This window comes from Streptomyces sp. BJ20 (genome assembly GCF_022869105.1).
GTDB classification, from domain to species: Bacteria; Actinomycetota; Actinomycetes; order Streptomycetales; family Streptomycetaceae; genus Streptomyces; species Streptomyces griseoincarnatus.
Genome location: NZ_CP094918.1, coordinates 6232837 through 6257740, shown reverse-complemented (window position 1 = coordinate 6257740; position 24904 = coordinate 6232837). Strand labels below are relative to the sequence as shown.

General features: G+C 74.3%; 18 protein-coding genes and 1 tRNA gene. 7 read left to right on the top strand and 12 right to left on the bottom strand.

What is annotated here, in order from left to right:
- Positions 1-281: 281 nt before the first annotated feature.
- A tRNA-Arg gene (locus MTR79_RS28190) sits at positions 282-354 on the bottom strand.
- 323 nt (positions 355-677) lie between these two features.
- Between MTR79_RS28190 and MTR79_RS28185 the strand changes: the two genes are divergently transcribed.
- The 4 genes from MTR79_RS28185 to MTR79_RS28170 all read left to right on the top strand — a co-directional run bounded on the left by MTR79_RS28185 (position 678) and on the right by MTR79_RS28170 (position 6587).
- On the top strand, positions 678-2288 hold the full coding sequence (locus tag MTR79_RS28185) for a dynamin family protein (protein WP_086704801.1): 1611 nt from the start codon (positions 678-680) through the stop codon (positions 2286-2288).
- Positions 2289-2291: 3 nt separating this feature from the next.
- Positions 2292-4115, top strand: a complete 1824-nt coding sequence (locus MTR79_RS28180; RefSeq protein WP_244792228.1) for a YfjP family GTPase — start codon at positions 2292-2294, stop codon at positions 4113-4115.
- Positions 4116-4368: 253 nt separating this feature from the next.
- Positions 4369-4887: a single-stranded DNA-binding protein gene (locus MTR79_RS28175; protein WP_189365678.1), complete on the top strand. Its 519-nt coding sequence runs from the start codon at positions 4369-4371 to the stop codon at positions 4885-4887.
- 278 nt (positions 4888-5165) lie between these two features.
- The gene (locus MTR79_RS28170) at positions 5166-6587 is read left to right on the top strand and encodes a Cys-Gln thioester bond-forming surface protein (RefSeq protein ID WP_244792227.1); all 1422 of its coding nucleotides are present in this window, start codon (positions 5166-5168) and stop codon (positions 6585-6587) included.
- Between the two features lie 35 nt (positions 6588-6622).
- Here the strand turns inward: MTR79_RS28170 and MTR79_RS28165 are convergent, their stop codons facing one another.
- The 4 genes from MTR79_RS28165 to MTR79_RS28150 all read right to left on the bottom strand — a co-directional run bounded on the left by MTR79_RS28165 (position 6623) and on the right by MTR79_RS28150 (position 9648).
- Complete coding sequence (locus MTR79_RS28165) at positions 6623-7123, bottom strand: HAD domain-containing protein (RefSeq protein ID WP_086703102.1); 501 nt, start codon at positions 7121-7123, stop codon at positions 6623-6625.
- 17 nt (positions 7124-7140) lie between these two features.
- Positions 7141-7413, bottom strand: a complete 273-nt coding sequence (locus MTR79_RS28160; RefSeq protein ID WP_244792226.1) for a hypothetical protein — start codon at positions 7411-7413, stop codon at positions 7141-7143.
- Positions 7414-7520: 107 nt separating this feature from the next.
- Positions 7521-8552: a cation diffusion facilitator family transporter gene (locus tag MTR79_RS28155; protein WP_244792225.1), complete on the bottom strand. Its 1032-nt coding sequence runs from the start codon at positions 8550-8552 to the stop codon at positions 7521-7523.
- A gap of 202 nt (positions 8553-8754) precedes the next feature.
- The gene (locus tag MTR79_RS28150) at positions 8755-9648 is read right to left on the bottom strand and encodes an aminoglycoside phosphotransferase family protein (protein WP_244792224.1); all 894 of its coding nucleotides are present in this window, start codon (positions 9646-9648) and stop codon (positions 8755-8757) included.
- A gap of 183 nt (positions 9649-9831) precedes the next feature.
- On the opposite strand from MTR79_RS28150, the gene ettA reads away from it, so the two are divergent.
- From ettA to MTR79_RS28135, 3 genes are read left to right on the top strand one after another with little or no spacing between them, the layout of a single operon-like run.
- Complete coding sequence (gene ettA / locus MTR79_RS28145; RefSeq protein ID WP_048457845.1) at positions 9832-11496, top strand: energy-dependent translational throttle protein EttA; 1665 nt, start codon at positions 9832-9834, stop codon at positions 11494-11496.
- Positions 11497-11500: 4 nt separating this feature from the next.
- Positions 11501-11926 carry a thioesterase family protein gene (locus tag MTR79_RS28140; RefSeq protein ID WP_033274622.1) on the top strand — a complete coding sequence of 142 codons (426 nt, stop codon included), beginning with the start codon at positions 11501-11503 and terminating at the stop codon, positions 11924-11926.
- Positions 11923-12588 (top strand): hypothetical protein, encoded by a 666-nt coding sequence (locus tag MTR79_RS28135; RefSeq protein ID WP_086703108.1) that lies wholly within the window; start codon positions 11923-11925, stop codon positions 12586-12588. Before MTR79_RS28140 ends, MTR79_RS28135 begins: the two co-directional genes overlap by 4 nt.
- A 141-nt stretch (positions 12589-12729) precedes the next feature.
- Here MTR79_RS28135 and MTR79_RS28130 read toward each other — a convergent pair whose 3' ends face one another.
- The 7 genes from MTR79_RS28130 to MTR79_RS28100 form a co-directional block, all read right to left on the bottom strand.
- Positions 12730-13707, bottom strand: a complete 978-nt coding sequence (locus tag MTR79_RS28130; RefSeq protein WP_086703109.1) for an ABC transporter ATP-binding protein — start codon at positions 13705-13707, stop codon at positions 12730-12732.
- A 40-nt stretch (positions 13708-13747) separates the two neighbouring features.
- Positions 13748-16501 (bottom strand): ABC transporter permease, encoded by a 2754-nt coding sequence (locus MTR79_RS28125; protein ID WP_244792223.1) that lies wholly within the window; start codon positions 16499-16501, stop codon positions 13748-13750.
- Between the two features lies 1 nt (position 16502).
- Positions 16503-19751 (bottom strand): ABC transporter permease, encoded by a 3249-nt coding sequence (locus MTR79_RS28120; RefSeq protein ID WP_244792222.1) that lies wholly within the window; start codon positions 19749-19751, stop codon positions 16503-16505.
- A gap of 188 nt (positions 19752-19939) precedes the next feature.
- A complete protein-coding gene (locus tag MTR79_RS28115; RefSeq protein ID WP_244792221.1) occupies positions 19940-20353 on the bottom strand; it encodes a globin in 414 nt (137 codons plus the stop codon).
- A gap of 111 nt (positions 20354-20464) precedes the next feature.
- Positions 20465-21832 (bottom strand): FHA domain-containing protein, encoded by a 1368-nt coding sequence (locus MTR79_RS28110; RefSeq protein WP_244792220.1) that lies wholly within the window; start codon positions 21830-21832, stop codon positions 20465-20467.
- A gap of 83 nt (positions 21833-21915) precedes the next feature.
- Complete coding sequence (locus MTR79_RS28105; RefSeq protein WP_244792219.1) at positions 21916-23298, bottom strand: VWA domain-containing protein; 1383 nt, start codon at positions 23296-23298, stop codon at positions 21916-21918.
- Positions 23299-23475: 177 nt separating this feature from the next.
- Positions 23476-24819: a PP2C family serine/threonine-protein phosphatase gene (locus tag MTR79_RS28100; RefSeq protein WP_244792218.1), complete on the bottom strand. Its 1344-nt coding sequence runs from the start codon at positions 24817-24819 to the stop codon at positions 23476-23478.
- Positions 24820-24904 lie beyond the last annotated feature (85 nt).

The following is a 24904-nucleotide window of genomic DNA, read 5'->3' as shown; positions in this document are numbered from 1 at the left end:
CGGTTGATCAAGGGACAGGGGGGCGCGGTGCGGGGTTGTACGCGCGGCGGCAACGATTCGATCACCGAGCACGCTTTCGACGGGAGGCGCAGTCGGACTACTCCCTCAGCCACGCGACGCACCCCCCGTCGTCCCGCTGACGGGCGCTGCCCGTTCCACTGGTGTCTCCACGGGATGCCCGTCGTCGCTGCAGTACGTCCGCCGGATGTGCGTGACGAGCACGGCCTTGAAACCGGGCCTGGCCAGAAAAAAGCCCTCCCCGACGGGAGGGCAGAGACTTGCGCCCCCGGCAGGACTCGAACCTGCGGCCAAGCGCTTAGAAGGCGCCTGCTCTATCCACTGAGCTACGGGGGCCGGGTGTGGTGGCCTGTCGTCGTGGTGCCCTGGTGGGGGCCTGTCCGTGACGTTGCCGGAGACAAGGATAGGGCTCCCGCATCCTTGTCCCTGTCGCCTCGCCTCCGTGGCTCGATGTGGAGGTTCGGTGAAGCGGTCCTGATAATCGCAGGCAGGTACGAATCGTGCACCCGTTTCGGCCTCTGGCGCATCGGGTGTTGTGCACTCGTTATGCCTTGGCTGTGCGCGCGTCGCAGACGCCCCTTCCATCCGCTTGTGTCCTGTCGGCGCGCAGACATGCTCATATGCTTCAGAATTACCCTGAAATTGGGCATTCTTCGCATGTGGTGACCTTGGACGTACGGCCTCAGCTGCTCGACGCACTCTCCGCCCTGCGCGACCGCGTCGCCGCCGCACGCTTCCCGCTGCCCCTCGCCGGGGCCGCCCGCGCGCGTGCCAACCGCGACGAACTGCTCGCCCAGCTGGACGACTACCTGGTGCCACGTCTGAGAGACCCCGGGGCGCCGCTGCTGGCCGTCGTCGGGGGATCCACCGGAGCCGGGAAGTCCACACTGGTCAACTCGCTCGTGGGCCGGCGCGTCAGCGAGGCGGGGGTGCTGCGGCCGACGACACGGACGCCGGTGCTCGTCTGCCACCCGGAGGACCACCACTGGTTCAGCGGGATGCGCGTACTGCCCGACCTCACCCGCGTCTGGGTGCCCCACCACCAGGACCCCGCCGACGACCTGCTGCTGCCCGGCGAGGACCCCGCGCGCGTCCTGCGCGTCGAGACCGCCGACACCCTGCCGCCCGGCCTCGCCCTCCTCGACGCGCCCGACATCGACTCCCTGGTCTCCGACAACCGGATCCTCGCCGCCGAGCTGATCAACGCCGCCGACATCTGGATCATGGTCACCACCGCCGCCCGCTACGCCGACGCCGTCCCCTGGCACATGCTGCGCACCGCCAAGGAGTACGACGTCAGCCTGGTCACGGTGCTCGACCGGGTGCCGCACCAGGTGGTCTCCGAGGTGTCACGGCAGTACGGCGCCCTCCTCACCAAGGCCGGGCTCGGCGACGTACCCCGGTTCACCGTGCCCGAGCTGCCCGAGTCCGCCTGGGGCGGCGGGCTGCTGCCCGGCACCGCCGTCGCAGCGCTGCGCACCTGGCTCGTCCACCAGACGCTCGACCCGGCCGCCCGCCAGCACGTCATGGCCCGCACCGCGTACGGCGTCCTCGACTCGCTCACCTCCCGGCTCCCCGAGCTGGCCGGCGCCGCCGCCGCCCAGTACGCCGCCACGCTGCGCCTCACCTCCGCGGTGGAGACCGCGTACGACAGCGAGCACTCACGGGTGCGAGGGCGGCTGCAGGCCGGGGCCGTGCTCGCCGGGGACGCCCTCAAACGCTGGCGCGCCTTCCCCCTCGACTGCACCCCCGGCGAACTGCTCGACACGCTCGTGGAAAGCCTCAGCGCGCTCCTGCTGTGCGCCGTCGCCGCCGCCGACGAACGCGTCGACGAGGCCTGGCGGCGTGAGCCCGCCGCCGACGCCCCCGAGCTGGCCGCCCGCGACAGCGCCCCGGAGAGCGTCGAGCACCGCATCGGTCTCGCCGTACGGCGCTGGCGGCGCGAGCTGGAGGAACTCGCCGAGGAGGAGGTGCGCGAGCTGGAGCGCGGCGTCGCGCCCGAGCCCGAGACGGTCACCGCCCTCGTCGCCACGGTCCTGCTCGGCGGCCGTCGCGCCCGGACCGCCGGGGAGACCCTCGCCGAGCGGATCGGCGCCCACGGCGCGCTGCGCCTGCGCGACCGCGGCGGACGGCTCCTCGTCGCCCACGTGGACCGCATCATGCGCGCCGAACGCGAACGCCGGCTCGCCCCGATCGACACGCTCGAGGTGCACGCGGAACCCCAGCCGGAACTCATCGCCGCGTTGTCCGTACTGCAGAAGGAGAGGTGACCGGTGACCGCCGTCACTGACCAGGACCACACCGAGCACCCGAAGCACCCCGACAACACCGAGCAGTCCGAGCGCCCCGCCGGCGCGGACGGCGCCGGGGCCTGGGACGACGGGCTGATCGCACGCCGGGTGAACGGCGCCACGGGCGGCGCCGCCGGGACCTCTCCGGCGGAACGGCCCGTCGTGGCGGAACCCCGCGCCTCCACACCGCAGAAGGTGATCCCCCTGTCGTACGACCCGCAGCTCGCCTCCCGTCTGGACGCGCTGCGCGAGCTGGTGGGGCTGAGCCGCGCACGCCTCGACAACCGCACCCTCTCCCAGGCGGGACGCGTGCTCGACGAGGCCGCCGCGCGGCGCCGCCTCTCCGGGCAGCACACCGTCGTCGCCATCGCGGGCGCCACCGGCAGCGGCAAGTCCCAGCTGTTCAACACGCTGGCCGGGGTGCCGATCTCCGAGACCGGCGTACGGCGCCCCACCACCGCCGCCCCCATCGCGTGCAGCTGGAGCGACGGCGCGGCGAGCCTCATCGAACGCCTCGGCATCCCGCCCCGGCTGCGCCGCCGTCCCCTCCAGGCGATGACGGACGCCGACGAACGGCTGCGCAGACTCGTCCTCGTCGACCTGCCCGACCACGACTCGGCAGCCGTGGAGCACCGCGAGCAGGTGGACCGGGTGCTGGGGCTGGTCGACGCGGTGATCTGGGTCGTCGACCCGGAGAAGTACGCCGACGCCATGCTGCACGAGCGCTACCTGCGGCCCATGGCGGCGCACGCCGAGGTCATGTTCGTCGTCCTCAACCAGGTCGACCGGCTGCCTGGCGACGCCGCCGAACAGGTCCTCGACGACCTGCGTCGGCTCCTGGACGAGGACGGCATCGTGCTGGGGGAGTACGGCGAGCCCGGCACGACCGTGCTCGCCCTCTCGGCGCTCACCGGGGACGGGGTGGGCGACCTGCGCGAGGCGCTCGCCCGGTTCGTCGCCGAGCGCGGGGCGCCCGCCCGCCGGATCTCCGCCGACGTCGACATCACCGCCGCCCGCCTGTGGCCCGCGTACGCGACGCGTCGGCGCACCGGGCTCAGCGAGGAGGCGCGGGACGAGTTCTCCGACCGGCTCGCGGACGCCGTGGGCGCCACCGCGGCGGGCGAGGCGGCCGAACGCGCCTGGCTGCGCAACGCCAACCGTGCCTGCGGGACCCCCTGGCTGCGACTGTGGCGCTGGTGCCAGGCGCGGCGCGAGCCGACCACCGGCAGGGTCCCCCTGGGCGGCCGGCCCGACGAGGAGGTCACCGCACGGCAGCGCGTGGAACAGGCGGTCCGCACGGTCGCCGACCGAGCCTCCGCCGGACTGCCCACGCCCTGGGCGCAGGCGGTGCGCGAGGCGGCGGTGCGCGGGTCGCAGGGGCTGCCGGAGGCACTCGACGAACTGGCCGTACGGGCCGGACTTCCGCCGGGGCGGCCGCCGCGGCCGGGATGGTGGCCGGTCGCCGTGCTCGCCCAGGCGTCCATGACGATCCTGCAGTTCGTGGGCGGACTGTGGCTGCTCGGGCAGATCATCGGCGTCATGGCGCCGAACCTGGGCGTGCCGGTGCTGCTGATGGTCATCGGGATCGTGGGCGGGCCGCTCGTCGAGTGGAGCTGCCGGATGGCCGCACGGGGACCGGCCCGGCGGTACGGGCTGGAGGCGGAGAGACGGCTGCGGGAGGCGGCGGCCGGGTGCGGGCGCGCCCGCGTGCTGGACCCGGTGGCGGCGGAACTGCTGCGGTACCGGGAAGTGCGGGAGCAGTACGGCCGTGTGGCGGGGTTGGGGACGGGGGGAGGGGGGCGCTGAGGCGGTCTCGTCTTCGCGGTGTGTTCGTCGCGCCCCTCGTCCGGGTGGCGGGGTTTTCCACAGGGTGGGGGCGGTCCACAGGGCTCGGCGGGGTCCGGCCCGGCGGAGGCAGTCTGGCTGCGCGGTGACCACGGAGCGCGAGGTGTTCCGGGGTCACCGCGCCAGACGGCAGCCGTACGGGACGGACCCGTACGCGTATCCGCCCGGCGCCGGTGAGCAAGCCGGCGGGGTCCGGGCCAGGGAGGGAAACGCGATGAACGAGACGATGGTGTGCGTGGTGGGCAACGTGGCGACGCGGCCCGTGTACCGGGAGACGGTCTCCGGACCCTCGGCGAGGTTCCGGATCGCGGTCACCGCGCGCTACTGGGACCGGGAGAAGAACAGCTGGGCCGACGGGCACACCAACTTCTTCACGGTGTGGGCCAACCGGCAGCTGGCCACCAACGCGGCGGCGTCCCTGTCGGTGGGTGAACCGGTGATCGTGCAGGGCCGGCTGAAGGTGCGTACGGAGACGCGGGAGGGCCAGCCCGACTGGATGTCGGCGGACATCGACGCGGTGTCCGTCGGGCACGACCTCACCCGCGGCACGACCGCCTTCCGCCGCGCACCGCGCCCGGAGTCGAATGCCGCACCGGACCGCCCGGAGCCCACGTGGGAGACGGATCCGGCACCGTCACCGCCGGTCGACGGGTCGGCGACGGACGGGGCCACGGCCGCCGACAGCGATGACGTGGCGGGTGAACTCCGTCCGGAAGCAGCCATGGTGACGTGAAATCAGCGGTGACGGATCGCGTCACGGCGGCTGTCCGAACCGAGTCTTATCGGCGGATCGATGGTGAACCGTCCTACGGGGATTTGTCGATAAGCCCTGTTCAGTGATGTCCCGGCGATAACGATTCCGATTCGGATCATCGCTCCGACGCGATCACCGGCAAGCGCTGTCCGACGGCTCCTTAGGATGCCGGGCATGGCTCCGGGGGTTCTCGGAGCCGGAGATTCTGCTGGTGGGACCGCCCCCCACGTCACGGGTCCTGCTCGGAAGGGAAATCGGTGTCTGTTTCGTTCTCCGCGCGGCGCCTGCGCGGACGTGGGTCGGCCCGCCTCGCAGCGGGGACGCTGGTGACGGGGATCGTCGCCACCACCGTGCTCGCCGGTGCCGGAACGGCCTCCGCGGGCGACCCCGGGACGATGCCGCGGCACAACGGAGCAGCGGCGACGATCGACGGGCTCAAGACGTACGGCGCGGCCGTCATCCACGGGGCCGCCGGTGACACGCAGGTGTCGGCGGGGCTGTTCGAGATGTCCGTCGAGGGCGGCGGCATGCTGCAGACCTACTGCGTCGACATCCACACCCCCACCCAGCAGGACGCCAAGTACCACGAGACCGCCTGGAGCGGCACCTCGCTGGGCACCAACAAGGACGCCGGCCGGATCCTCTGGATCCTTGAGCACTCCTACCCCCAGGTGAACGACCTGGCGGCGCTCGCGAAGAAGGCGGGCGTCCGGGGCCAGCTCACCGAGCAGGACGCGGCGGCCGGCACCCAGGTGGCGATATGGCGCCACTCCGACGGCGTGGACGTCGACGCGCTCGACCCGCAGGCCGAGCAGCTCGCCGACTACCTGGAGAAGAAGGCGCGGAAGGTGGCGGAGCCGCGGGCGTCGCTGACCCTGGACCCGCCGGTCGTCGCCGGCCGTCCGGGCGAGCGGCTCGGCCCGGTCACCGTCCGCACCGACGCGCGCAGCGTCACCGTCTCCCCGCCCGCCGACGCGGCCACCTCCGGCATACGCATCGTGGACGCCAAGGGCGAGCCCGTCACCACCGCAGGCAACGGCAGCAAGCTGTACGTGGAGGTCCCGGAGGACGCGGAGACGGGCACCGCCCAGCTGACCGTGCAGGCGGCGACGAGCGTGCCGGTCGGCCGTGCCTTCGTCTCCGAGAGCCGGAGCCAGACGCAGATCCTGGCCGGGTCCAGCGAGTCGACCGTCTCCGCGACGGCGAGCGCCGGCTGGGCCGCGGAGGGCGCGATACCGGCGGTGTCGGCCCGCGAGAACTGCGCCGCGGGCGCGGTGGACGTCACGGTCGCCAACCAGGGTGACGCCGCGTTCGCCTTCGAGCTGGCGGGCGCCGAGTACACGGTGCAGGCCGGCAGCTCCCACACGGTGACGGTCCCGCTGAACGAGGACCAGCCGTACGACTTCACCGTCGAGGGGCCGGACGGCTTCGAGCAGCGCTTCACCGGAATGCTCGACTGCCGTACGCGGGCCGCCGAGGCGGGGACGACGACCCAGACCCTCTCGGGTCCGACGCCGGCCCCGGTCGCCGCCCCGGACACGGACACCAACCTCGCCGAGACCGGCGCGTCCAGCGCCACTCCGTGGATCACCGGCACCGCCATCGCACTGGTCGTCCTCGGCGGTGCGGGCCTGGTCTTCACCCGCCGGCGGCAGGGCGTCTCCGGCGACCACGGCTGACGGGGACGCACGCGGGGCTCGCGCCCCGCGTTGCCTCACGACGGGTGGTCGAGGGCGGCGAGCCAGTCGCCGAGGGCGCGGAAGTCGGAGTCCTGGAGGCCGCGGGCCGGGTCGACGCGGTGGAGGAGCGCCGGCCCGGGGTGGGCGGCGGCGACCCACTGACGGTCGACGGCGCCGATCTCGTCGTCGACCCAGACGAACGGCCGGCCGCCGGCCCACTCGACGAGGGGACGGGTCTTCCAGTGCAGGCCGCGAAGGCTCGGCCCGTCTGCCTCCGGCAGGTCCAGCACGGGCAGCCTGGGCAGCCCGAGGCGCGGGGCGACGACCTCGTTCGCCTCCTCCATCCACGTGGTGGCCCAGACGAGCGAGCAGCCCAGGGCGAGCAGCCGGGCGCCGAGACCGGGGTCCAGCCGGGCGAGCAGGGGGTTGCCGTGGGCGGGGGCCGCTTCCGTCGGGGAGGGCTGTACCGACCCGAACGGAATCAACGGGCCGTCGATGTCGAGAAAGAGGAGGGGGCGCTCCGCCGCGGTACTCATGTGGGGCGTCTGGGCACTCATGTGGGGTGCCGACTATGCGGACACCGGGGCAGCGAGGCCCGTTCCGCTTCGGCGAGGAGGATGCGGAACTTGTTGCCCTCGGGGTCGGCGAGCACGACCCGTCCCGGGTCGAAGTGCGGGGCGCTGCCGTCGGGCAGCGTGATCCGGGTTTCGGCGTCACCCGGCCCGCCCTCCGGGTGGACCGGCTGCCCGGTCACCTCGCTCCGGAGAAGGGCGAACTGGTACGCGTTCGCGCAGTCGACCGCCATGTTCGCCACCGTCGGGACCATGCGGGTGATCCTCTCGGAGTGAACGGGCGGGCGCTACCGGAAGTGCCGCAGGGATGCGGTCGGCGTGATCGTGGCATGCACCAGGTCGCCGCCCCCATGCCACGCGATCATTTCGAGGAGTGGGCGGGTGTCGGGGACGGCCGTCGGTTGTGCGGGGCGTGGTGACGGAGGGTGGCGTGGGGGTCGTCCTCGACCGGTGTGTGGTCCGTGTGGACCGTGGCCGCGGTCAGGCGGGGGACCGCGTGGATGAGGGCATGCTCGGCGGCGACCGAGATGCGGTGGGCCTCGACCACGGTGAGCCGCGCGTCGACGACGATGTCCGCCTCGGCGCGCAGGGCGTGGCCGATCCACCGCATCCGCACCTGCCCGGTGTCGAGGACGCCGTCGACGCCGCGCAGCGTGGCGTGGGCGGTGGTGACGAGTTCCGGGTCGACGGAGTCCATCAGACGCCGGTAGACCTCGCGGGCGGCATCTTTGAGGACCAGCAGGATCGCGAGGGTGATGAGCAGTCCGACGACCGGGTCGGCGGCGCGCCAGCCCAGGGCGGTGCCGCCGGCGCCCAGCAGGACGGCGAGGGAGGTGAAGCCGTCGGTGCGTGCATGCAGGCCGTCGGCGACGAGGGCCGCGGAGCCGATGCGGCGGCCGGTGCGGATGCGGTAGCGGGCCACCCATTCGTTGCCGACGAAGCCGGCCAGCGCGGCGCCCGACACGGCCCACAGGTGGGTGATGTCACGGGGGTGGAGGAGGCGGTCGACGCCCGTCCAGGCGGCCAGGACGGCGGAGGCGGCGATGGTGGCGACGATGAGGACGCCGGCCAGGTCCTCGGCACGGCCGTAGCCGTAGGTGTAGCGGCGGTCGGCCGCGCGCCGGCCGAGCAGGAAGGCGATGCCCAGCGGGACGGCGGTCAGGGCGTCGGCGGCGTTGTGGACGGTGTCGCCGAACAGGGCCACCGACCCGGACAGGGCGACGATCACGGCCTGGACGACGGTGGTGACGCCCAGGACGACCAGCGAGATCCACAGCGTGCGCATGCCGTCGCGGGAGGTCTCCATGGCCGCGTCCACCTTGTCGCCGGCCTCGTGGCTGTGGGGGGTGAGGAGGTGGGCGAGCCGATGCCGGAGCAGCCTCAGCCGTCTCATCCGCTGCGTCTGCTCCGTCTGCTGTGTCCGCGTCGGCCGGCCGTGGTCCTGATGTGCGTGCCGCTTCCCGTCCATGCGGCACACCGTGGCAGAAGGAACGCATTGCGGCTACATCCGTCGTACACCGCTTGACCAGGTGCGATGTGTTCGCAACAGCCCCGAGCGCGCATCTGCTGTCGCCCGTCGCGCGACTGCCCCCGCCTCAGCCTCTCAGCACGCGATCGAGCGCCGCCCGACCCGCCGGTCCCCACGCAGGCTTGCCGCCGGGGAGGCCCAGGTCCCCGTTACGGCCCATCAGCATGAGGAACAGGCTCTTCATCGCGGCCAGCCCACGGGCGCGCCGGATCGTCCCCGCGTCCGCTCGCCGGTACGCGTCGAAGAAGCGGGAGGCTGCGCCGGCGGGAAGGACGACCCAGGCGGCCGCGAGGTCCCACGCCGGATCGCCGGCGGAGATGTCGCCGAAGTCGATCACGCCCGAGAGCGTCCCGTCCGAGACGACCACGTTGGCCGGATGGAGGTCGCCGTGCACCCAGAGCGGCGGCCCCTCCCACTCGGGCGCCGCGACGGCGTCGTCCCAGACGGCGCGGACGTCGTCGGCGAGGTCGTCGGGAACGACGGCGTGGAAGAACCGGTCGAAGCCGGCCGTGCACTCCTTGGGGTGGCCGCCGCGGTCACCGCTGACCGGCGCGTCGGCGGGCGCCTCCGCGTGCAGCGCCCTGAGGAAATCCGCCAGGGCCTCGGCCGCGTGGTCGCCGCGGCTGATCGAGGAGCAGTCCAGCGGATCGCCGGGCACCCACGTCATCACGGTCCAGTGCTTGGGGAAGCGGGCGGACGGTTCCCCGGAGCGCACCGGGGTCGGCACCGGAAGCGGCAGACGCGGTGCCAGCACGGGCAGCCACCGCCTCTCGTTGAGCTGGAGCTCCGGGGTGGGGTCCATGCGCTGCATGCGCACCGCCAGCTCGTCCCCGAGGCGCCACATCTGGTTGCCCCAGCCGCCCGCCACCTCGCGGATGCCGAGGTCCGCCAGGTCCGGATGCTGCTCCCGCAGCAGGTCACGGACCAGGTCCGCGGTGATCTCGATGTCGGTGTCGGTCATGCGCCCGCACAGTACGGGAGCGATCGGGCGCCGTGACCGACCGTGATGACCCCGCCGCGCGCCGCACCACGTACGCGCAGGTCAGGCCCCTGCCGCGATACGGGTTTCCCCCCAGGGGTGGCGGTCGGGCAAGATGGGGTGTATCTGCCCACTGCCAGATTTCAAGTTGCCGGACGGTTTCTCTTGGCTGAGTTCATTTACACCATGCGCAAGGCGCGCAAAGCGCACGGCGACAAGGTGATCCTCGACGACGTCACCCTGAGCTTCCTGCCGGGGGCGAAGATCGGTGTCGTCGGCCCGAACGGCGCCGGTAAGTCGACCGTTCTGAAGATCATGGCGGGCCTCGAGCAGCCGTCCAACGGTGACGCCTTCCTCACGCCCGGGTACACCGTGGGCATCCTGCTCCAGGAGCCGCCGCTGGACGAGTCGAAGACGGTCCTGGAGAACGTGCAGGACGGCGTCGCCGAGGTCAAGGGCAAGCTCGACCGGTTCAACGAGATCGCCGAGCAGATGGCCACCGACTACTCCGACGCGCTGCTCGAAGAGATGGGCAAGCTGCAGGAGGAGCTGGACCACGCGAACGCCTGGGACCTCGACGCCCAGCTCGAGCAGGCCATGGACGCCCTGGGCTGCCCGCCCGGCGACTGGCCCGTCACCAACCTCTCCGGCGGTGAGAAGCGCCGCGTCGCGCTGTGCAAGCTGCTGCTGGAGCAGCCCGACCTGCTGCTGCTCGACGAGCCCACCAACCACCTCGACGCCGAGTCGGTGAACTGGCTGGAGCAGCACCTCGCCAAGTACGAGGGCACCGTCGTGGCCGTCACCCACGACCGGTACTTCCTGGACAACGTCGCCGGGTGGATCTGCGAGGTCGACCGCGGCCGCCTGCACGGCTACGAGGGCAACTACTCCAAGTACCTCGAGACCAAGGCCACCCGCCTCAAGGTCGAGGGCCAGAAGGACGCCAAGCGGCAGAAGCGCCTCAAGGACGAGCTCGAGTGGGTGCGCTCCAACGCCAAGGGGCGCCAGGCCAAGTCCAAGGCGCGTCTGGCCCGCTACGAGGAGATGGCCGCCGAGGCCGACAAGATGCGGAAGCTGGACTTCGAGGAGATCCAGATCCCGCCGGGCCCGCGTCTGGGCAACGTCGTGGTCGAGGTCAACAACCTTACCAAGGGCTTCGGCGACAAGCTCCTCATCGACGACCTCAGCTTCACCCTCCCGCGCAACGGCATCGTCGGCATCATCGGCCCGAACGGCGCAGGCAAGACCACGCTGTTCAAGATGATCCAGGGGATCGAGCAGCCCGACTCCGGGTCCATCAAGGTCGGCGACACCGTCAAGATCTCCTACGTCGACCAGAGCCGCGAGAACATCGACCCGAAGAAGACGCTGTGGGCGGTCGTCTCCGACGAGCTCGACTACATCAACGTCGGCCAGGTCGAGATGCCGAGCCGGGCCTACGTGTCCGCGTTCGGGTTCAAGGGCCCCGACCAGCAGAAGCCCGCGGGCGTCCTGTCCGGCGGTGAGCGCAACCGCCTCAACCTCGCGCTCACCCTCAAGCAGGGCGGCAACCTGCTGCTCCTCGACGAGCCGACCAACGACCTCGACGTCGAGACCCTCTCCTCCCTGGAGAACGCGCTGCTGGAGTTCCCCGGCTGCGCCGTGGTCGTCTCCCACGACCGGTGGTTCCTCGACCGCGTGGCCACGCACATCCTGGCCTACGAGGGCGACTCCAAGTGGTTCTGGTTCGAGGGCAACTTCGAGTCGTACGAGAAGAACAAGATCGAGCGGCTCGGCCCGGACGCCGCCCGTCCGCACCGCGCGACCTACAAGAAGCTGACCCGGGGCTGATCTCTTGCGGCACATCTACCGCTGCCCGCTGCGCTGGGCGGACATGGACGCGTACGGCCACGTCAACAACGTGGTGTTCCTCCGTTATCTGGAGGAGGCCCGTATCGACTTCCTGTTCCGCCCGGAGAAGGACTTCAAGCAGGGGTCCGTGGTGGCGCGCCACGAGATCGACTACAAGCGGCAGCTCGTGCACCGGCACCACCCGGTCGACATCGAGCTGTGGGTCACGGAGATCAGGGCGGCGTCCTTCACCCTCACCTACGAGGTGAAGGACGACGATCTGGTCTACGTCCGCGCGTCGACGGTGATCGTTCCGTTCGACTTCGAGGCGCAGCGTCCCCGGCGGCTCACCGCGGAGGAGCGCGAGTTCCTCCAGGAGTACACGGACGACGCCGTCGCCGGTGACAAGGAGGAGGCCGTCGCCGCATGACGGCCCTCCACCTCGCCGACGAGGGGGAGGCCGCGGACCTCGCGGCCTTCCTGTCCCGGCTGCTGCACTACGACCGCGGCGCCGCCGTCCGCCTCCAGGCGGCCGGCACGGCGCTCGCGGTCTTCGGCCGCCCTCCCTCGTTCGAGGTGCTGGCGATCCGTGCCGTGCGGCTGGCCAAGCCGTACGAGAACGGACTCGACGTCACCCTGGACGTGACCGTGTCCGCCGGTGAGCTGCTGGAGTCGGTGGACGAGTCCGCCGCCACCGCGGCCGTGCCGGCGGCGGTCACCGGGCCGCCGTGGGCCGGAGTGCTCCCGCCGCGCGGCGGCTGGAAGCCCGAGCCCGGCCTTCCCGAGCCCGAGCGGCTGCGTCGGCTCGTCGCCGCCTCGGTCGCGGAATTCCGCTCCCGCACCGAGCAGTTGGCCCCGGAGCGGCGCACGCGCGCCGAACTCGACCGCATAGGGCGGGAGATATGGTCCCGCACGGTCGCGGACACCGGCCTGCCGGTGCGCGCCGTGCACGCCGCCCAGTCGCTCCGCTTCCTGCGGGGCGACGACCAGGCCCTGTTCTCGTCCGGGTCGTGGCTGCGGCTGCGGACGCCCTACGGGTCCGTCGCGGTGCGGCGGGCGGGCGTGGGCGCCCTCGGGCTCAGCGTCCGCTGACGCCCGAAGCGTTTGTCTCAGCGTTCCTCGGGGTCGGTCGTCGTCCGGGTTGGACGGCGATGTGGTGCGGTCCAGTTCCGTATGCGGCGGGCGGGTGTGGGTGCCCTCGGGGTCAGCGTTCGCTGGCGGCCGGCGCCCGCCTCACCGCTCCTCGCGGCCGCTGTCGTCCGGACGGACCGCGATGTGGTCCGGCTCCAGTTCCAGGGCCACGCGGTCGCGCATGCCGAGCGCGCTGGTGTACTCGGCCGGGAGCTGGAGGCGGCCCGCGCGGTCCAGCATCGCGTACTCGCGGGCGACCACCTTCTCGTCGCCGGTGGCGGCGTCCACCTCGCTGCGGCGCAGCACCTCCGTCGAGGTGCGGCCGTCGCGGATGGCGACCGTGCGGCTGACCTCGTTCGCCACCGCCTGGTCGTGGGTGACGATCACGACGGTCGTGCCGAGCCGCTCGTTGGCCGTGCGGAACGCTGCGAAGATCTGCTCGCCGGTGTGCGAGTCCAGCTCGCCGGTCGGTTCGTCCGCGAGCAGCACCGCCGGGTCGCCCGCCAGGGCCACGGCGATGGCGACCCGCTGCTGCTGGCCGCCGGACATCTCGTGCGGGCGCCGGTCACGGCAGTCCGCCACCTCCAGCATCTCCAGCAGCTCCAGGGCGCGTTCGGCCCGGGCCCGGCGCGCGGACCGGGAGCGCCCGCCGGGGCGGCCGGAGAGCTGCATCGGCAGTGTCACGTTCTGCGCCGACGTCAGGTACGGCAGGAGATTGCGGGAGGTCTGCTGCCATACGAAGCCGACGACCTCACGGCGGTAGGCGAGCCGGTCCCGGGCGGACATCGTCAGCAGGTCGCGGCCCGCCACCCGGGCCGCGCCGGCCGTGGGGGTGTCCAGGCCGGCCAGGATGTTCATCAGGGTCGATTTGCCGCTGCCGGACGCCCCCACCAGCGCCATCAGCTCGCCCTCCCGCACCAGCAGGTCGAGCCCCTGGAGCGCCTGCACCTCCACGCCGTCCGCGGTGAACACGCGGACCAGGCGGTCGCAGGTGATCAGCGCGTCATGGCCGTACGCGGGCCGGTCGCGGCGGGCCGCGACGCGCTCGGTGAGATCGGAGAGGGTCGGGTCCGAGGTCATCGGGAGCCTCCTGCGGGGAGAAACACGGAGTCGGGCGGGGTCATCGCGCGTCCCCCGCCCTGAGTTCGCCCACCGCGCCCCTGCGCCCCGACCACCAGGCCTGGGCGGCCGCCACGCCGACGGTCAGGGCGACCACCGCCAGCGCCGGCACCAGCAGGGACAGTTGGTCGGCGCGCAGCAGGGCACGTCCCGCGGCGGGCGCGCCCGAGGCGACGGCGACGGTCGTCAGGTCGATGCCGGGCGCCAGCAGCCGGATCGCCGCCCACGCGGTGAGGGCGCCGCCCACCGCGGCGAGCACCGCCTGCGGCAGCGACTCCAGGACCAGCAGCCGCCTGCCCTGGGCGCGGGTGAGGCCCATGGTGCGCAGCCGGGCCAGCAGCGCGGCGCGTTCCGGCGCGGCGCGGAGCAGGGTCAGCAGCAGGGCGAGCGCGGCGTAGGCGGCGCCCGCCGCCGCCGCGGTCGCGTAGACGCGCTCGGCGCCGGTCTGCAGGGGCGACTCGACGGTGGCGGCGACCACGTCCGACCGGAGCCGGACCTGCGCGTCGTCGCCGGCGGCCTTCCGCAGCGCCGCCGCGTCCAGGTGGTCCCCGGTGATCAGCAGGCCGGTGCGCGGTTCGAGGCCGGCGCGCAGGGCGGAGCCGTCCACGACGAGGAAGTCGTCCGCGCCGAGCGCCGGCGTCCAGGTGCGGACCGCCACGACCTGCGCGGTGAACGAGTCGCCGTCGTCCAGGATCACCGGGAACGGGTCGGCACCGAACCGCTCCGCCAGCGCGGGGGATCCCAGGGCGGGCACCGTGTCCTCGCCGTCCGCCTTCAGGGTGTCCGCGTCGAAGGCGCCGTCGTCGAGGCGGTCGCTCAGCGCCGCGTACGCGTCCGGTTCGACCCCGGCCAGCGACACCCGCTGGTTCCCGGCGAGCGCGAAGTAGGAGACCTTCACGGGGGTGACGTCCTCGACGCCGGGGGCGCGCCGTACCCGTTCCTCGACGTCCGCCGCTCCCTCGGCGAGGTTGTCGACGCGGGCGTCGGCGCCGACGGCGAACACCGAGGCGCGCTCCCGGGCGTCGGTCACCCCGGTGAGGACGGAGCCGCCGAACGCGGCGGTGGTCAGCGCGGTCAGCAGCGCGAGCAGCGGCAGCACGGTGGAACCGCCGACGCGTCCCGCGCGGGCCAGCGACAGCGGGCCGACGACGCCCCGCATCCGCCGCGCCGGGCGGGCCAGACCGCGCAGCGGCAGCGGGTACAGGCGCACCAGCACCAGGGCGGCGATCACCGCCACCAGCACGGGGGCCAGCGACACCAGTTCGTCGCCCGTGGGGTCGCCGTCGGCGGACGTGCCGCGCGTCCGCAGCGTCAGGACCGCGCCCACCGCCACGGCCAGCAGTGTCACCTCGGCGACCAGGCGCCGCTTGGACGGACGGGCCCGGACCACGTCCTCGCGGCCGGTGTGCACCGTCACCGCACGGTGGACGGCCATGGCGCGCAGCGGCAGCGCGAGGGCGGCGGCCAGGGCGACGGCGCCCGCCGCGACCGCGGACTGCGCCGGCCGGCCGGTGCCGACGGCGAGCCGGGCGGCCAGCAGGCCGAAGGCGGCGGCGGGCACGGCCACCACCGCCGTCTCCGCCAGCAGCCGGCCCGCCAGACCGCGGAGCGAGGCGCCTCTGGCGCGCAGCAGGGCGAGTTCGGCGCGGCGCCGCTCGGCGGCGAGTCCGCCCGCCATGCACAGGACCACGACCGCGACCGTGCCGGTGCCGAAGGCGGCGACCGCGACGAGGGGACCGATGGCCGACCACAGCCCCGCGTAGCCGCCGAGCACGTCGTCCAGGTCGGTGGACACGTCCAGGTGCGGCGAGACGGTGGCGGTGATCCGCTCCAGCAGCGGCCCGCCCTCCAGGGAGGCGACGGCCGACGTCAGATCATCCAGGTCACGGCCTTGGACGGCCGAGAGGTCGGGGGCCAGCGTCCAGTACCGCGCGGGCGCTCCCGGCGTGGCCGGCAGCACCGGGCCCGCGTCCGGTGCCACCAGCAGGGCGCCGGCCCAGTACTGGCTGGGCACCGGGCCCTGGGTGACCAGGAGGTCCGGCTCGCCCAGGCCGGGCAGCGTGGCCCAGTACGCGCCGTCCGGCTCGCGGGGCGCGACCAGGCCGGTCACGTGCACGGCGAGCGGGTCGCCCTCCGCCCGCGGGAAGTGGACGACCGACCCCACCCGGATGTTCAGCTTCTCGGCCGTCTCGGTGGTGACGGCGGCCTCCAGGGAGTCGGCGCCGGGCCCGGGGTCCTTCGGGGCCTTCGGCAGCCGTCCCTTCGTGAGCCGGGAGTGCTCGGCCACACCGCCCTGGGCGACGAGGTGGAACACCGGGGCGACGCCGTCCGGCTGGGACAGGTACGGGTCCGGGGCCTTCATGGCCCGGGTGGTGCGCACCCCGGCCGACGACTGCTCCTCGTCCAGCGGCAGCGCACGCCCCGGCAGCGCGAGCAGCTTCGCGAACGGGCCCTCCACCTGCTCCCGGGACAGCAGGTCCTCCCACGGCCCGTCGCTCAGGTACATGTCGGCGTCCGAGACCTGGATCTGGACGCTGGTGCGCACGGGCCCCGCGGCCTCCAGCGCGCGGCGCATGCCGTCCTCGTCGTACCGGTCCAGCGTTGGCGGCAGAGCGGAGGCGAGGAACGCGGTCACCGCGACCAGCAGCGCGAGCGCCGCCGCGGCGCCGGGCGCGGTCCGCAACCGGGTGCGCACCCAGGGCACGGTCACCCGGGAGGCGGCTGTCCCCGGCCGTCCTGAGGACCGTCTCGTCACCTCACTCACCTCCCCGGTCGCGCAGCGAGGACACCGCGTCGACCCTGCGCAGGGCCAGGACGGCCGTGATCACGAGCGGGACGGCCGCCACGGCGGCCAGCAACGCCGCGACCCGCGGCGGCGGCAGCACCACCAGCACCCCGGGCAGCGGGCGGGTGGCCTCGGCGGTCAGCATGACCAGCGGAACCACCGCACGGGCCAGCACCGCGCCGAGCAGCACGCCCACCGCGAGCGCCGTCCCCACCAGCACCGCGTGCTCGACGAGCACCACCCGGGCCAGCCGGCGCCGGGAGGCGCCGAGGGCGCGGTACACCCCGAACTCGGCGGACCGCTCCCGCAGTGAGCCGGCCGTGCTCACCGCGAACCCGACCGCCGTCAGGGCCGCCGCGGCGAACGCCGCCGCGGCGAAGGCGTTGCCGGGGCCGGCGCCGAACGGGTCGTCGCGCAGCTGCTCCGCGATCTCGTCACGCACCACCACCCGGGACGGGTCGATGTCGGGCCACTGCCGCAGCGCCGCCGCGACCTGTGAGGACGCGCCCGGCCCGGTGGCGAGCCACCACTCGTCGGGCAGCACGGCCTCGCCCTCGGCGGCCTGGAGCGCCCGGTTGACGGAGGCCAGGTCGAGCATCAGGGCGCCGCCGTCGTCGTCCGCCCCGTCCGACGGGGTGGTGGGCAGCGCCCGTACCGCGCGGGCGATCCGCACCGGGACGGTGCCGCCGCCGAGCCGCACGCCCAGCCGCTGCCCGACCCGGGCGCCGGTGGACTCCAGGTACCGGTCGGTCGCCACGCCCTCGACCACGGGCACCGGCGGCTGCTGGACGCGCAGGTCGAGCGTGAGGGCCGCCGTGGGCAGCCAGACCATGTCGGGCGGGAGGGGGGTCGCGGTGAAGTCGACGGTGGCGGGGACGCCGGCGGCCATCCGCGGCCGTGCGGTGTCGTCGTCGGCGGAGTCGGGGCCGTCGCCGTCCAGCGACGGCCGCCAGCGGGCCGACAGCGGCAGGGCGCGGTCCCGGCCCGCGGTGTCCGTGGCGGTCAGCGCGGTGAGGGCGAGCCGGCTCCGCTCGGGCGGCCCCACCGGCTGCGGCAGGTCCAGGTGGACGCCGGTCAGGGTCAGCGGTCCTGCCGGGCCCCCGGCGACGGCCTCCAGGTCGGCCACCAGGTCGTGCGGCCGTCCGTCCGGGGGCAGCTCGCCCAACGTGAGCGGGTACGGGGTGCCGTGCGCGTCCTCCACGGTGGCGGTCACGTCGGCGGTGGCGGCGGCGTCCGCGCCGCGCAGGGACGCGGTCAGCGCCAGCCGCGCGGTGCCCGCCGGTACGCGCACGCCCGCCGTGGCGCCCTTCGGCGCGAGCCCGGACAGCACCGTGCGCACCGGCACGTCCGCCAGGTCGGGGCGCATCAGCAGGGTGCCCGCGGTGCCCTCGGTGTCCAGCGCCAGCACCGTCGCCTGCCGTCCGCCGGACAGCGACACGGTCGTACGGAGGGCGGGGGAGGCCGAGCGGACGCCGGGGACGGCCGCGTAGGCGGCGCCGCGTCCCGGGCCCTCGGTGCCGTTGGACAGCACGCGCACCTGCGTGCCGGCCCGGAAGTCCGCCTGGTCGTCCTGCGAGCGCTCCCACGAGGAGCCCTGGCCGACCGCCAGCATGCCTAGAGCCACGGCGAGCACCAGTAGCAGCACCGGGCCCGCACCGCGCATCGGGCGGCGGCCGAGCTGCCACCCCGCGAGCGCCCCCGACAGCCCCCGGCTGCGGGCCGCCCGCCGTTCGGCGAGCCGGGCCGGCAGGGGCAGCAGCCGCAGCGTCAGCACCGTGCCGGCGAGCAGTGCCAGCGCCGGAGCGGCCACCAGCAGCGGGTCGACGCCGAGGTCCTCGCCGACGGCCCCGGCCGAGCGGCGGCTCAGCTGCCAGTACGCCACCCCGGCCACCGCCAGCAGCCCCAGGTCCCCGCCCGCCCGCACCAGGCCGGGCAGCGGCTTGGCGCGTCCTGGGGCGTACGGGGTGGCGAGCGCGGGAAGCGTGACGGCAAGCGCGCAGACCAGTGCCACCCCCGCCGACACCAGCCACACCGTGCCCTGCGAGGCGACCGACGTGACGGAGGCGTCCAGGTGGAGCCCGATGCGGGCCAGCGCGCCCCGTCCGGCGAGCAGCCTTGTGAGCGGGCCCGCCAGCAGCGGCGCGCACAGCGCCGCGGGCACGGCCGGCAGCAGCGCCTCCAGGGCGGCGAGGCGTGCCACCCGGGCGCGGGAGGCGCCGCGGGCCCGCAGCAGCCGGGTCTCCGCCGCGCGTTCGGCGGTCAGCAGACGGGCCACCAGCAGCAGGGCGCACGCGGCGAGCAGGGCGAGCTGGAGGACGACGACCAGCAGGGTGGAGCGGGAGACGAACAGGGCCCGCTCGACGCGGTCGAGGGTGGCGGGAAGGTCCCCGGCGGCGGTCGCCGAGCCGTGCAGGGCCGGCGCGTGGGGCAGGGCGGCCACGCCCTCCTTCATGGCGGTGCGCAGCGCGTCGATCCGGCCGGTGGTCGTCCCGGAGAAGTCGGCCGACGCCAGCCAGCCCACGGGCCCCGCGCTCACCCGGCCCCCGGCCAGCACGGCGGGGTCGGTGAGCAGCGGGCCGTAGGTGGTGAAGTGGACGGTGACGATGCCGCGGCCGGCGAGCTCGTCGAGCTGCCAGTAGGGCGCGGAGGTGTCGGCGGGGCGGTAGAGGCCGGTGACGAGCACCCGCGCCGCGGGGCCCTTCAACCGGTTGTCCAGGGTAATCCGGGCGCCCGGCCGCAGGTCCAGCTCACGGGCGGCGACGACGGGGAGGGCGACCTCGATCTCCGGGCCTGCGGGGCGCGCGGAGGGCATCCGGCCCTCGGTGAGGCGCACCTGGGTCCGGTCGAGCGCCGCGAAGTGCGTGAGGTCGGGCTCCTCGCTCCCGGCGCGCCGGTCGGCCGGGCGCAGGGAGGGCGGCAGGCCGTACGGACCGGACCGGGCCAGGGTGCGCAGCGTCACCGGCAGGCCGTCGTAGGCCCGTTCGGCCGCGCGGCGCACGGCGGCGTCGGCGGCGGTCCTGCCGCCCTCGGGCAGCGACTCGGCCTTGACGAGCAGCGTCGTCCCGGCGGCGTCGCGGGGGTTCGCCAACGCGTGCCGCAGGGACGCGTCGCCGATCGTCGTGGAGTAGGCGGCCAGGGTGGCCAGGACGGCCGTGGTCAGCAGGACGGTGAGCAGCGCTGCGGCGAGCAGCGGAGGGTGCGCCCGAGCGCGCGCGAGCACGAATCTCGCCGATCCCCCAGCGGCATCCACCGCGACCCCCCGCGTTGTCCGGACCTGTCGGGGATGGTGTCAGAGGGGGAGAGCGGAGAACATCCGTGCGAGACCGCTTTTGACCTGATCGTGATCGGAATGCGGAGTCGCGCGTTCGGTATGTGACAGCCGTGTGACCACGGCTGGTCGGGGGCTTCTCAGTCCGGGGAGTTGACCATGGAGGCTGCCGCGTAGGTCAGGTACTTCCACAGGGTCTGCTCGTGCTCCTCGGACAGGCCCAGTTCGTCCACGGCGTCACGCATGTGCTTCAGCCACGCGTCGTGCGCGGCCCGGTCGACCTTGAAGGGGACGTGCCGCATGCGCAGCCGCGGATGGCCCCGGTTCTGGCTGTAGGTGGTCGGACCGCCCCAGTACTGCATGAGGAACAGCGCGAGGCGCTCCTCTGCCGGGCCCAGGTCCTCCTCCGGGTACATGGGCCGCAGCAGCGGGTCCTCGGCCACCCCCTGGTAGAAACGGTGGACGAGGCGGCGGAAGGTCTCCTCCCCGCCGACCTGCTCGTAGAAGGTCTGCTCCTGAAGCGTGCCGCGCCGAATCTTTGTCACGCCGTCCATGGTCTCAGACACCACGGCATAGGACTCAAGGCCTAGGACCGCCCCCCGAGCCGGGGGCGGCCGGCCCCGGCCGGACGGCCTCGCGGGGAGGTGCGTCCGGCCGCCCGGTGCTCAGCCCCGGCGGATGGTGATCGTCGTCCAGGCGCCGACGTGGACCCGGTCGCCGTCCTGAAGCGGGACCGGGACGAACGGCTGGATGGGCTCCTCGGAGCCGTTGACCGTCGTGCCGTTCGTCGAGTTCTGGTCGACGACCGCCCAGCTGCCGTCCGGCTGCTGCACCAGCACCGCGTGCTGGTGCGAGACGCCCGGGTCCTCCGGCGGGGTGGACAGATCGATGTCGGGGGTGTCGCCGGTGGAGTGCCGGCGGCGGCCGATGGTGATCTGGTTGCCGGTGAGCGTGCGCTGCTGCTCGGGCGAGTACGCGGGCAGGTTCAGACCCGCGGCCTCGGGGCCGGAGCGCTGCATCATCGCCATGAAGTACTCACGGTCCGGACCGATGGTCGCCGTCCAGGTGACCGGGCCCTGCTGCTGCCGCGGCTGCTGCGGGAAGCCGCCGGGGCCGGGAGGCGCCTGGGTGCCGCCCTGCTGCGGGTAGCCGTAACCGCCGTGCCCGCCGGGGCCGTTCGGACCACCGGGACCACCGGGGCCGCCCGGGCCGCCGTGCCCGCCACCGGGACCGCCGGTCGGCGGGGAGATCACCCAGTCGTCCTCACCGCCGCCGTACGACGGGCCGCCGCCCTGCGGCGGACGGCCGGTCTCCTGCGGGAAGCCGGGAGGGGCCGGGGGACCGGGGTGGAACGCCTGCGGGGCGCCGGGGCCGTTCGGGCCACCGGGGCCATCAGAGCCACCGAAGCCACCGGGGCCATCAGGGCCACCGAAGCCACCAGGGCCGCCGGGACCGCCAGGGCCACCGGGACCGCCGGGGTTGCCGCGGCCGGGGCCGGGCGCGGGCGGGACCGGGCGCGAGGGCTCGCCGCCGAAGCCGGGCGGGCCCGGCGGGATCGGCTCGGCGGGCCGGTTCACCTGCGAGGGGCGCGAGCTCTGGTAGTCGAATCCGTCACCGCCGCCGTACGACGGAGGGGGCGGCTGCTGCCCGAAGGGGCCGCCTGGGCCGCCATGACCACCGGGGCCGCCGCCGGGACCGCCCGGGCCGGGGGCCGGCGGGCGCGGGGCGGCGGGGGTGTAGGAGGTCGCCGTGTTGGTGAGGAAGTTCCACCGGCACTCCTCGCAGAACGGCGCACCGCCCTCACGCGGTGTGCGGCACTGCGGGCACAGCTCCGGCTGCGCGCCGGGGCCGCCGTAACCGCCCGGGCCGCCGGGAGCGCCGCCGGGGCCGCCGGGCGGCGGGAAGCCGTAGCCGCCGCCACCGGGCGCAGGGGGCGGGGGAGGAGGTGGAGGCACGGCACCCGCCATGCGGTGACCGCACACCTCGCACCAGTCGTCGGAACCCGACTGGTGTCCGTTCGGGCAGGTCGGCATGTCGGCGCTTCCCCCTCTCCTTTTCCGGTCGTCTCCGACCGGATTTCTCCAACCCCGAGGGGCCAGGCTCGATTACTTGCAGATCATTTCTTTACACGAACAGTCTTGGTCGACCGTGTCTCGAGTGTCATCTCGTCGGCCTCCTCGACCTTCGTCTTCAGTCGCACAGTACCGGTCGCGGCGTCGACGACGTCCACCACCTTCGCAAGCAGTTTCGCAGTATCGGCGTTGCCGTAGGCGCTCGCGAGCTGAACGGCGCGGCCCAGCTTGGCCGTTGCTCCGTCCATATCTCCCACTTTGCGCAGATCCAGCCCCTCCTGGATGACTTCGGCCAGTTCGGCTTGACCCGTGTAATGGGCGACCTGGGGGTTGATCGACGTCGACGCGGCCAGGTCGTCCGTCCACACGGCCCGCACCAGCCCCTGCGCGCCCAGGTTCTGCACGCTGCCTCCCCCACCCCCGGCCGCCGTCGAGCGGGAGGCGCCCCCAGGGTGCGGGATGACCAGCGAGACGCGCGCCGCGAGCATCTCCCGGCCCACGGCGGCGGGCGGCACCTCCACGCAGAGGTGGTAGTCACGGGACTCGTCGCCCCAGGAACCGAGCGGGTAGTCGCCCGCGCGGGGGCCCGCCTCGGTACGCCGGTCGGTCAGCTCCTCCACCGTCGGCGCGACCTGCTTGACGAACGTGACGGTGGCGCCGGCCGGGGTCCACAGACGCAGCGAGACGTCCGCGACCTCCTTGCCCATCGCCGTCTCCATCATCCGCGTGAAGTCGGCGGCGAGTCCGCCCGGGTCGGCGACGATGTCGGCGGTGCCGAGCAGGCCCGAGGCGATGGCTGTGACTTCTTTCACCTCCCAGTCGGTGCCCACACCGCGGGCGTCACACGTGAACCGGCCGGCGCAGGCGTCCAGCGCCGCCTTCAGATCCTCAGGAGACTCGTGCTCGTTGCGGCCGTCGGTGAGCAGGATGCCGTGCCGGATCGCCACGTCCGCCGACGCCAGCAGCCGGTCGGCGCGGCGCAGCCACGTCCCGATCGCCGTGCCGCCGCCCGCGCCGAGCTTCCGCAGCGCCTGCTTGGCCTGCTCGCGGGTGTCCGGCCCGGCCACCGCGAGCCGGCCGTCGCCCGGGTATACCTCCCGCGCGAGGTGGGTGCCGGCGACCACCGCGAAGTGCACGCCGTCGCGCAGGGTGTCGATCGCGGCGGCCGTGGCGTCCCGCGCGTTGCGCATCTTCGTCGGCGGGTGGTCCATCGAGCCCGAGCAGTCGACCATCAGCACCACCGCCGCCGACGGGCCCTCGCCGGGCGAGTACAGGTGCGGCGCCGCCACCGCGCTGCCGATGGTGCCGCCGCCGGTCGCCGTGACCGTCACCACCGCGTTGACCAAGCGGCCGCCCTCCGGCAGGTACTCGTTCTGGTACACGTCCACCGAGAACCGCGGCACGTTCGATTTCGAGAAAATGGCCATGCCTGATCCGCTCCCCCTCCGGTGCCCCGACGGCGCGGGGCGACGACGTCCTCACGGGCCGGTCCCCTCCGGTCCGTCGAAGCTTCCCCGTGCGAGGCCGGCCGTACGCGGCACGCGGGTGCGGCACACGCGTGCGTGCGTGTGCCGCGTACGGCGCGCGGTGCGAGGTGCGCGGCCTCAGGCCGATCCTGCCCCTTGCGGGACGGCCGGGAACGGCACCAGCGCCACTGTTACGTTGTCGTGGCCGCCGCCGTCGAGGGCGTGACCGACCAGCACGCGGGCGGCGTGCAGGGGGCGCTCGGCGGCGTCGGCGGGAACCGCCTCGGCCATCTCGTCCGCGGACTCGGCGTAGTTCCACAGGCCGTCCGTGCAGACCACGACCACACCGGGGCGGTCCGGCTTGAACGCCGCGGTGTGCGGCTCCAGTTCGTACGCGTCCGCGCCCAGCCAGCCCGTGATCGCGTGCGCGCGGTGGTCGGCGTACGCCTCGGCCTCGCCCATCAGCCCCGCGGCGACCATCTGCGCGGCCCACGAGTCGTCCTCGGTCAGCCGCGCCGCCGGGGCGGATCGGTCCACCGGGATCCAGTACGTCCGGCTGTCCCCGACCCAGCCCACGACCAGCAGACCCGCGGTCACCACGGCTGCGACGATCGTGCACGCGGGCGCGTTCTGCTGCGGGGCGTGCTCGCGGGCCTCCACGCCCTGCTCGTCCGCCAGGGCGTTGACCGCCTCGGAGGCGGCGAGGATCGCCTCGTGCATCGCCTGCTGCGGGTGGGTGCCGCGTGGCAGGGCGTCGAGCAGGGACGCGTTCGCCGCGCGGGAGGCGGCGAGTGACGCCTCGTCGGGGCGGGTCGCCGAGGAGACGCCGTCGCAGACGACCGCCACGGACACGGGGGAGCCGTCGGGCAGCGTGGTCGTGCCGACGGCGAAGGCGTCCTCGTTGCGGTGGTGCCGCAGGCCGCGGTCGCTGACCGCGGCGACGGGGCCGCGTTCCTGTTCCATGTGGTCCCGTTCGCGCGGCTGGGCGTGGCCGCAGTTCTCGCAGTATCCGTCGTCGTCGACCCGGCCCGCCCGGCACGCCACACACACGGCGGCGTGCGGCTCGGGCGCGACGCGGGGGTCGGGCGCCTGAAGGGTGTAGTCGTCCCCGCCGCCGCCACCCTCGTCCGACGCCCGCCGGTCGAGCCTCACCCCGGCGCCGGACGCGGCGGGCCGGTCTTGAACGGGGGCTCCCTGAACGGGCGCGGCCGCGTCGGCGCCGGTCGGCGCGGTGTCGCTCGCGGACACGGACTGCGCGTCGGGCGCCGCAGGGTGCGGGTCGGCTGCCGCCGGGTACGCGGGGGCGCCGGTCCCGGGGATGCCCGGAACTGCGGCCTGCGGGCCTGGGGCGGCCGGGCGGGCGGCTCCATCTCCCTTCGGGCTCACGTCCGTTGGCCGGCCAGCGGACGCCGGGGGCCCGGCGTGCGGGCCGGGTGCCGGGCGATGCGCGGCCGCATCTCCGGACGGGCCGGCCCCCGGCACGTCGCCGCCGGACGCGGTGTGCGGTCCGGCTCCCGCGGTGTGCGGTCCGGGGGCTGCCGGGTGGGCGGAAGGGGCGGGTGTCGGT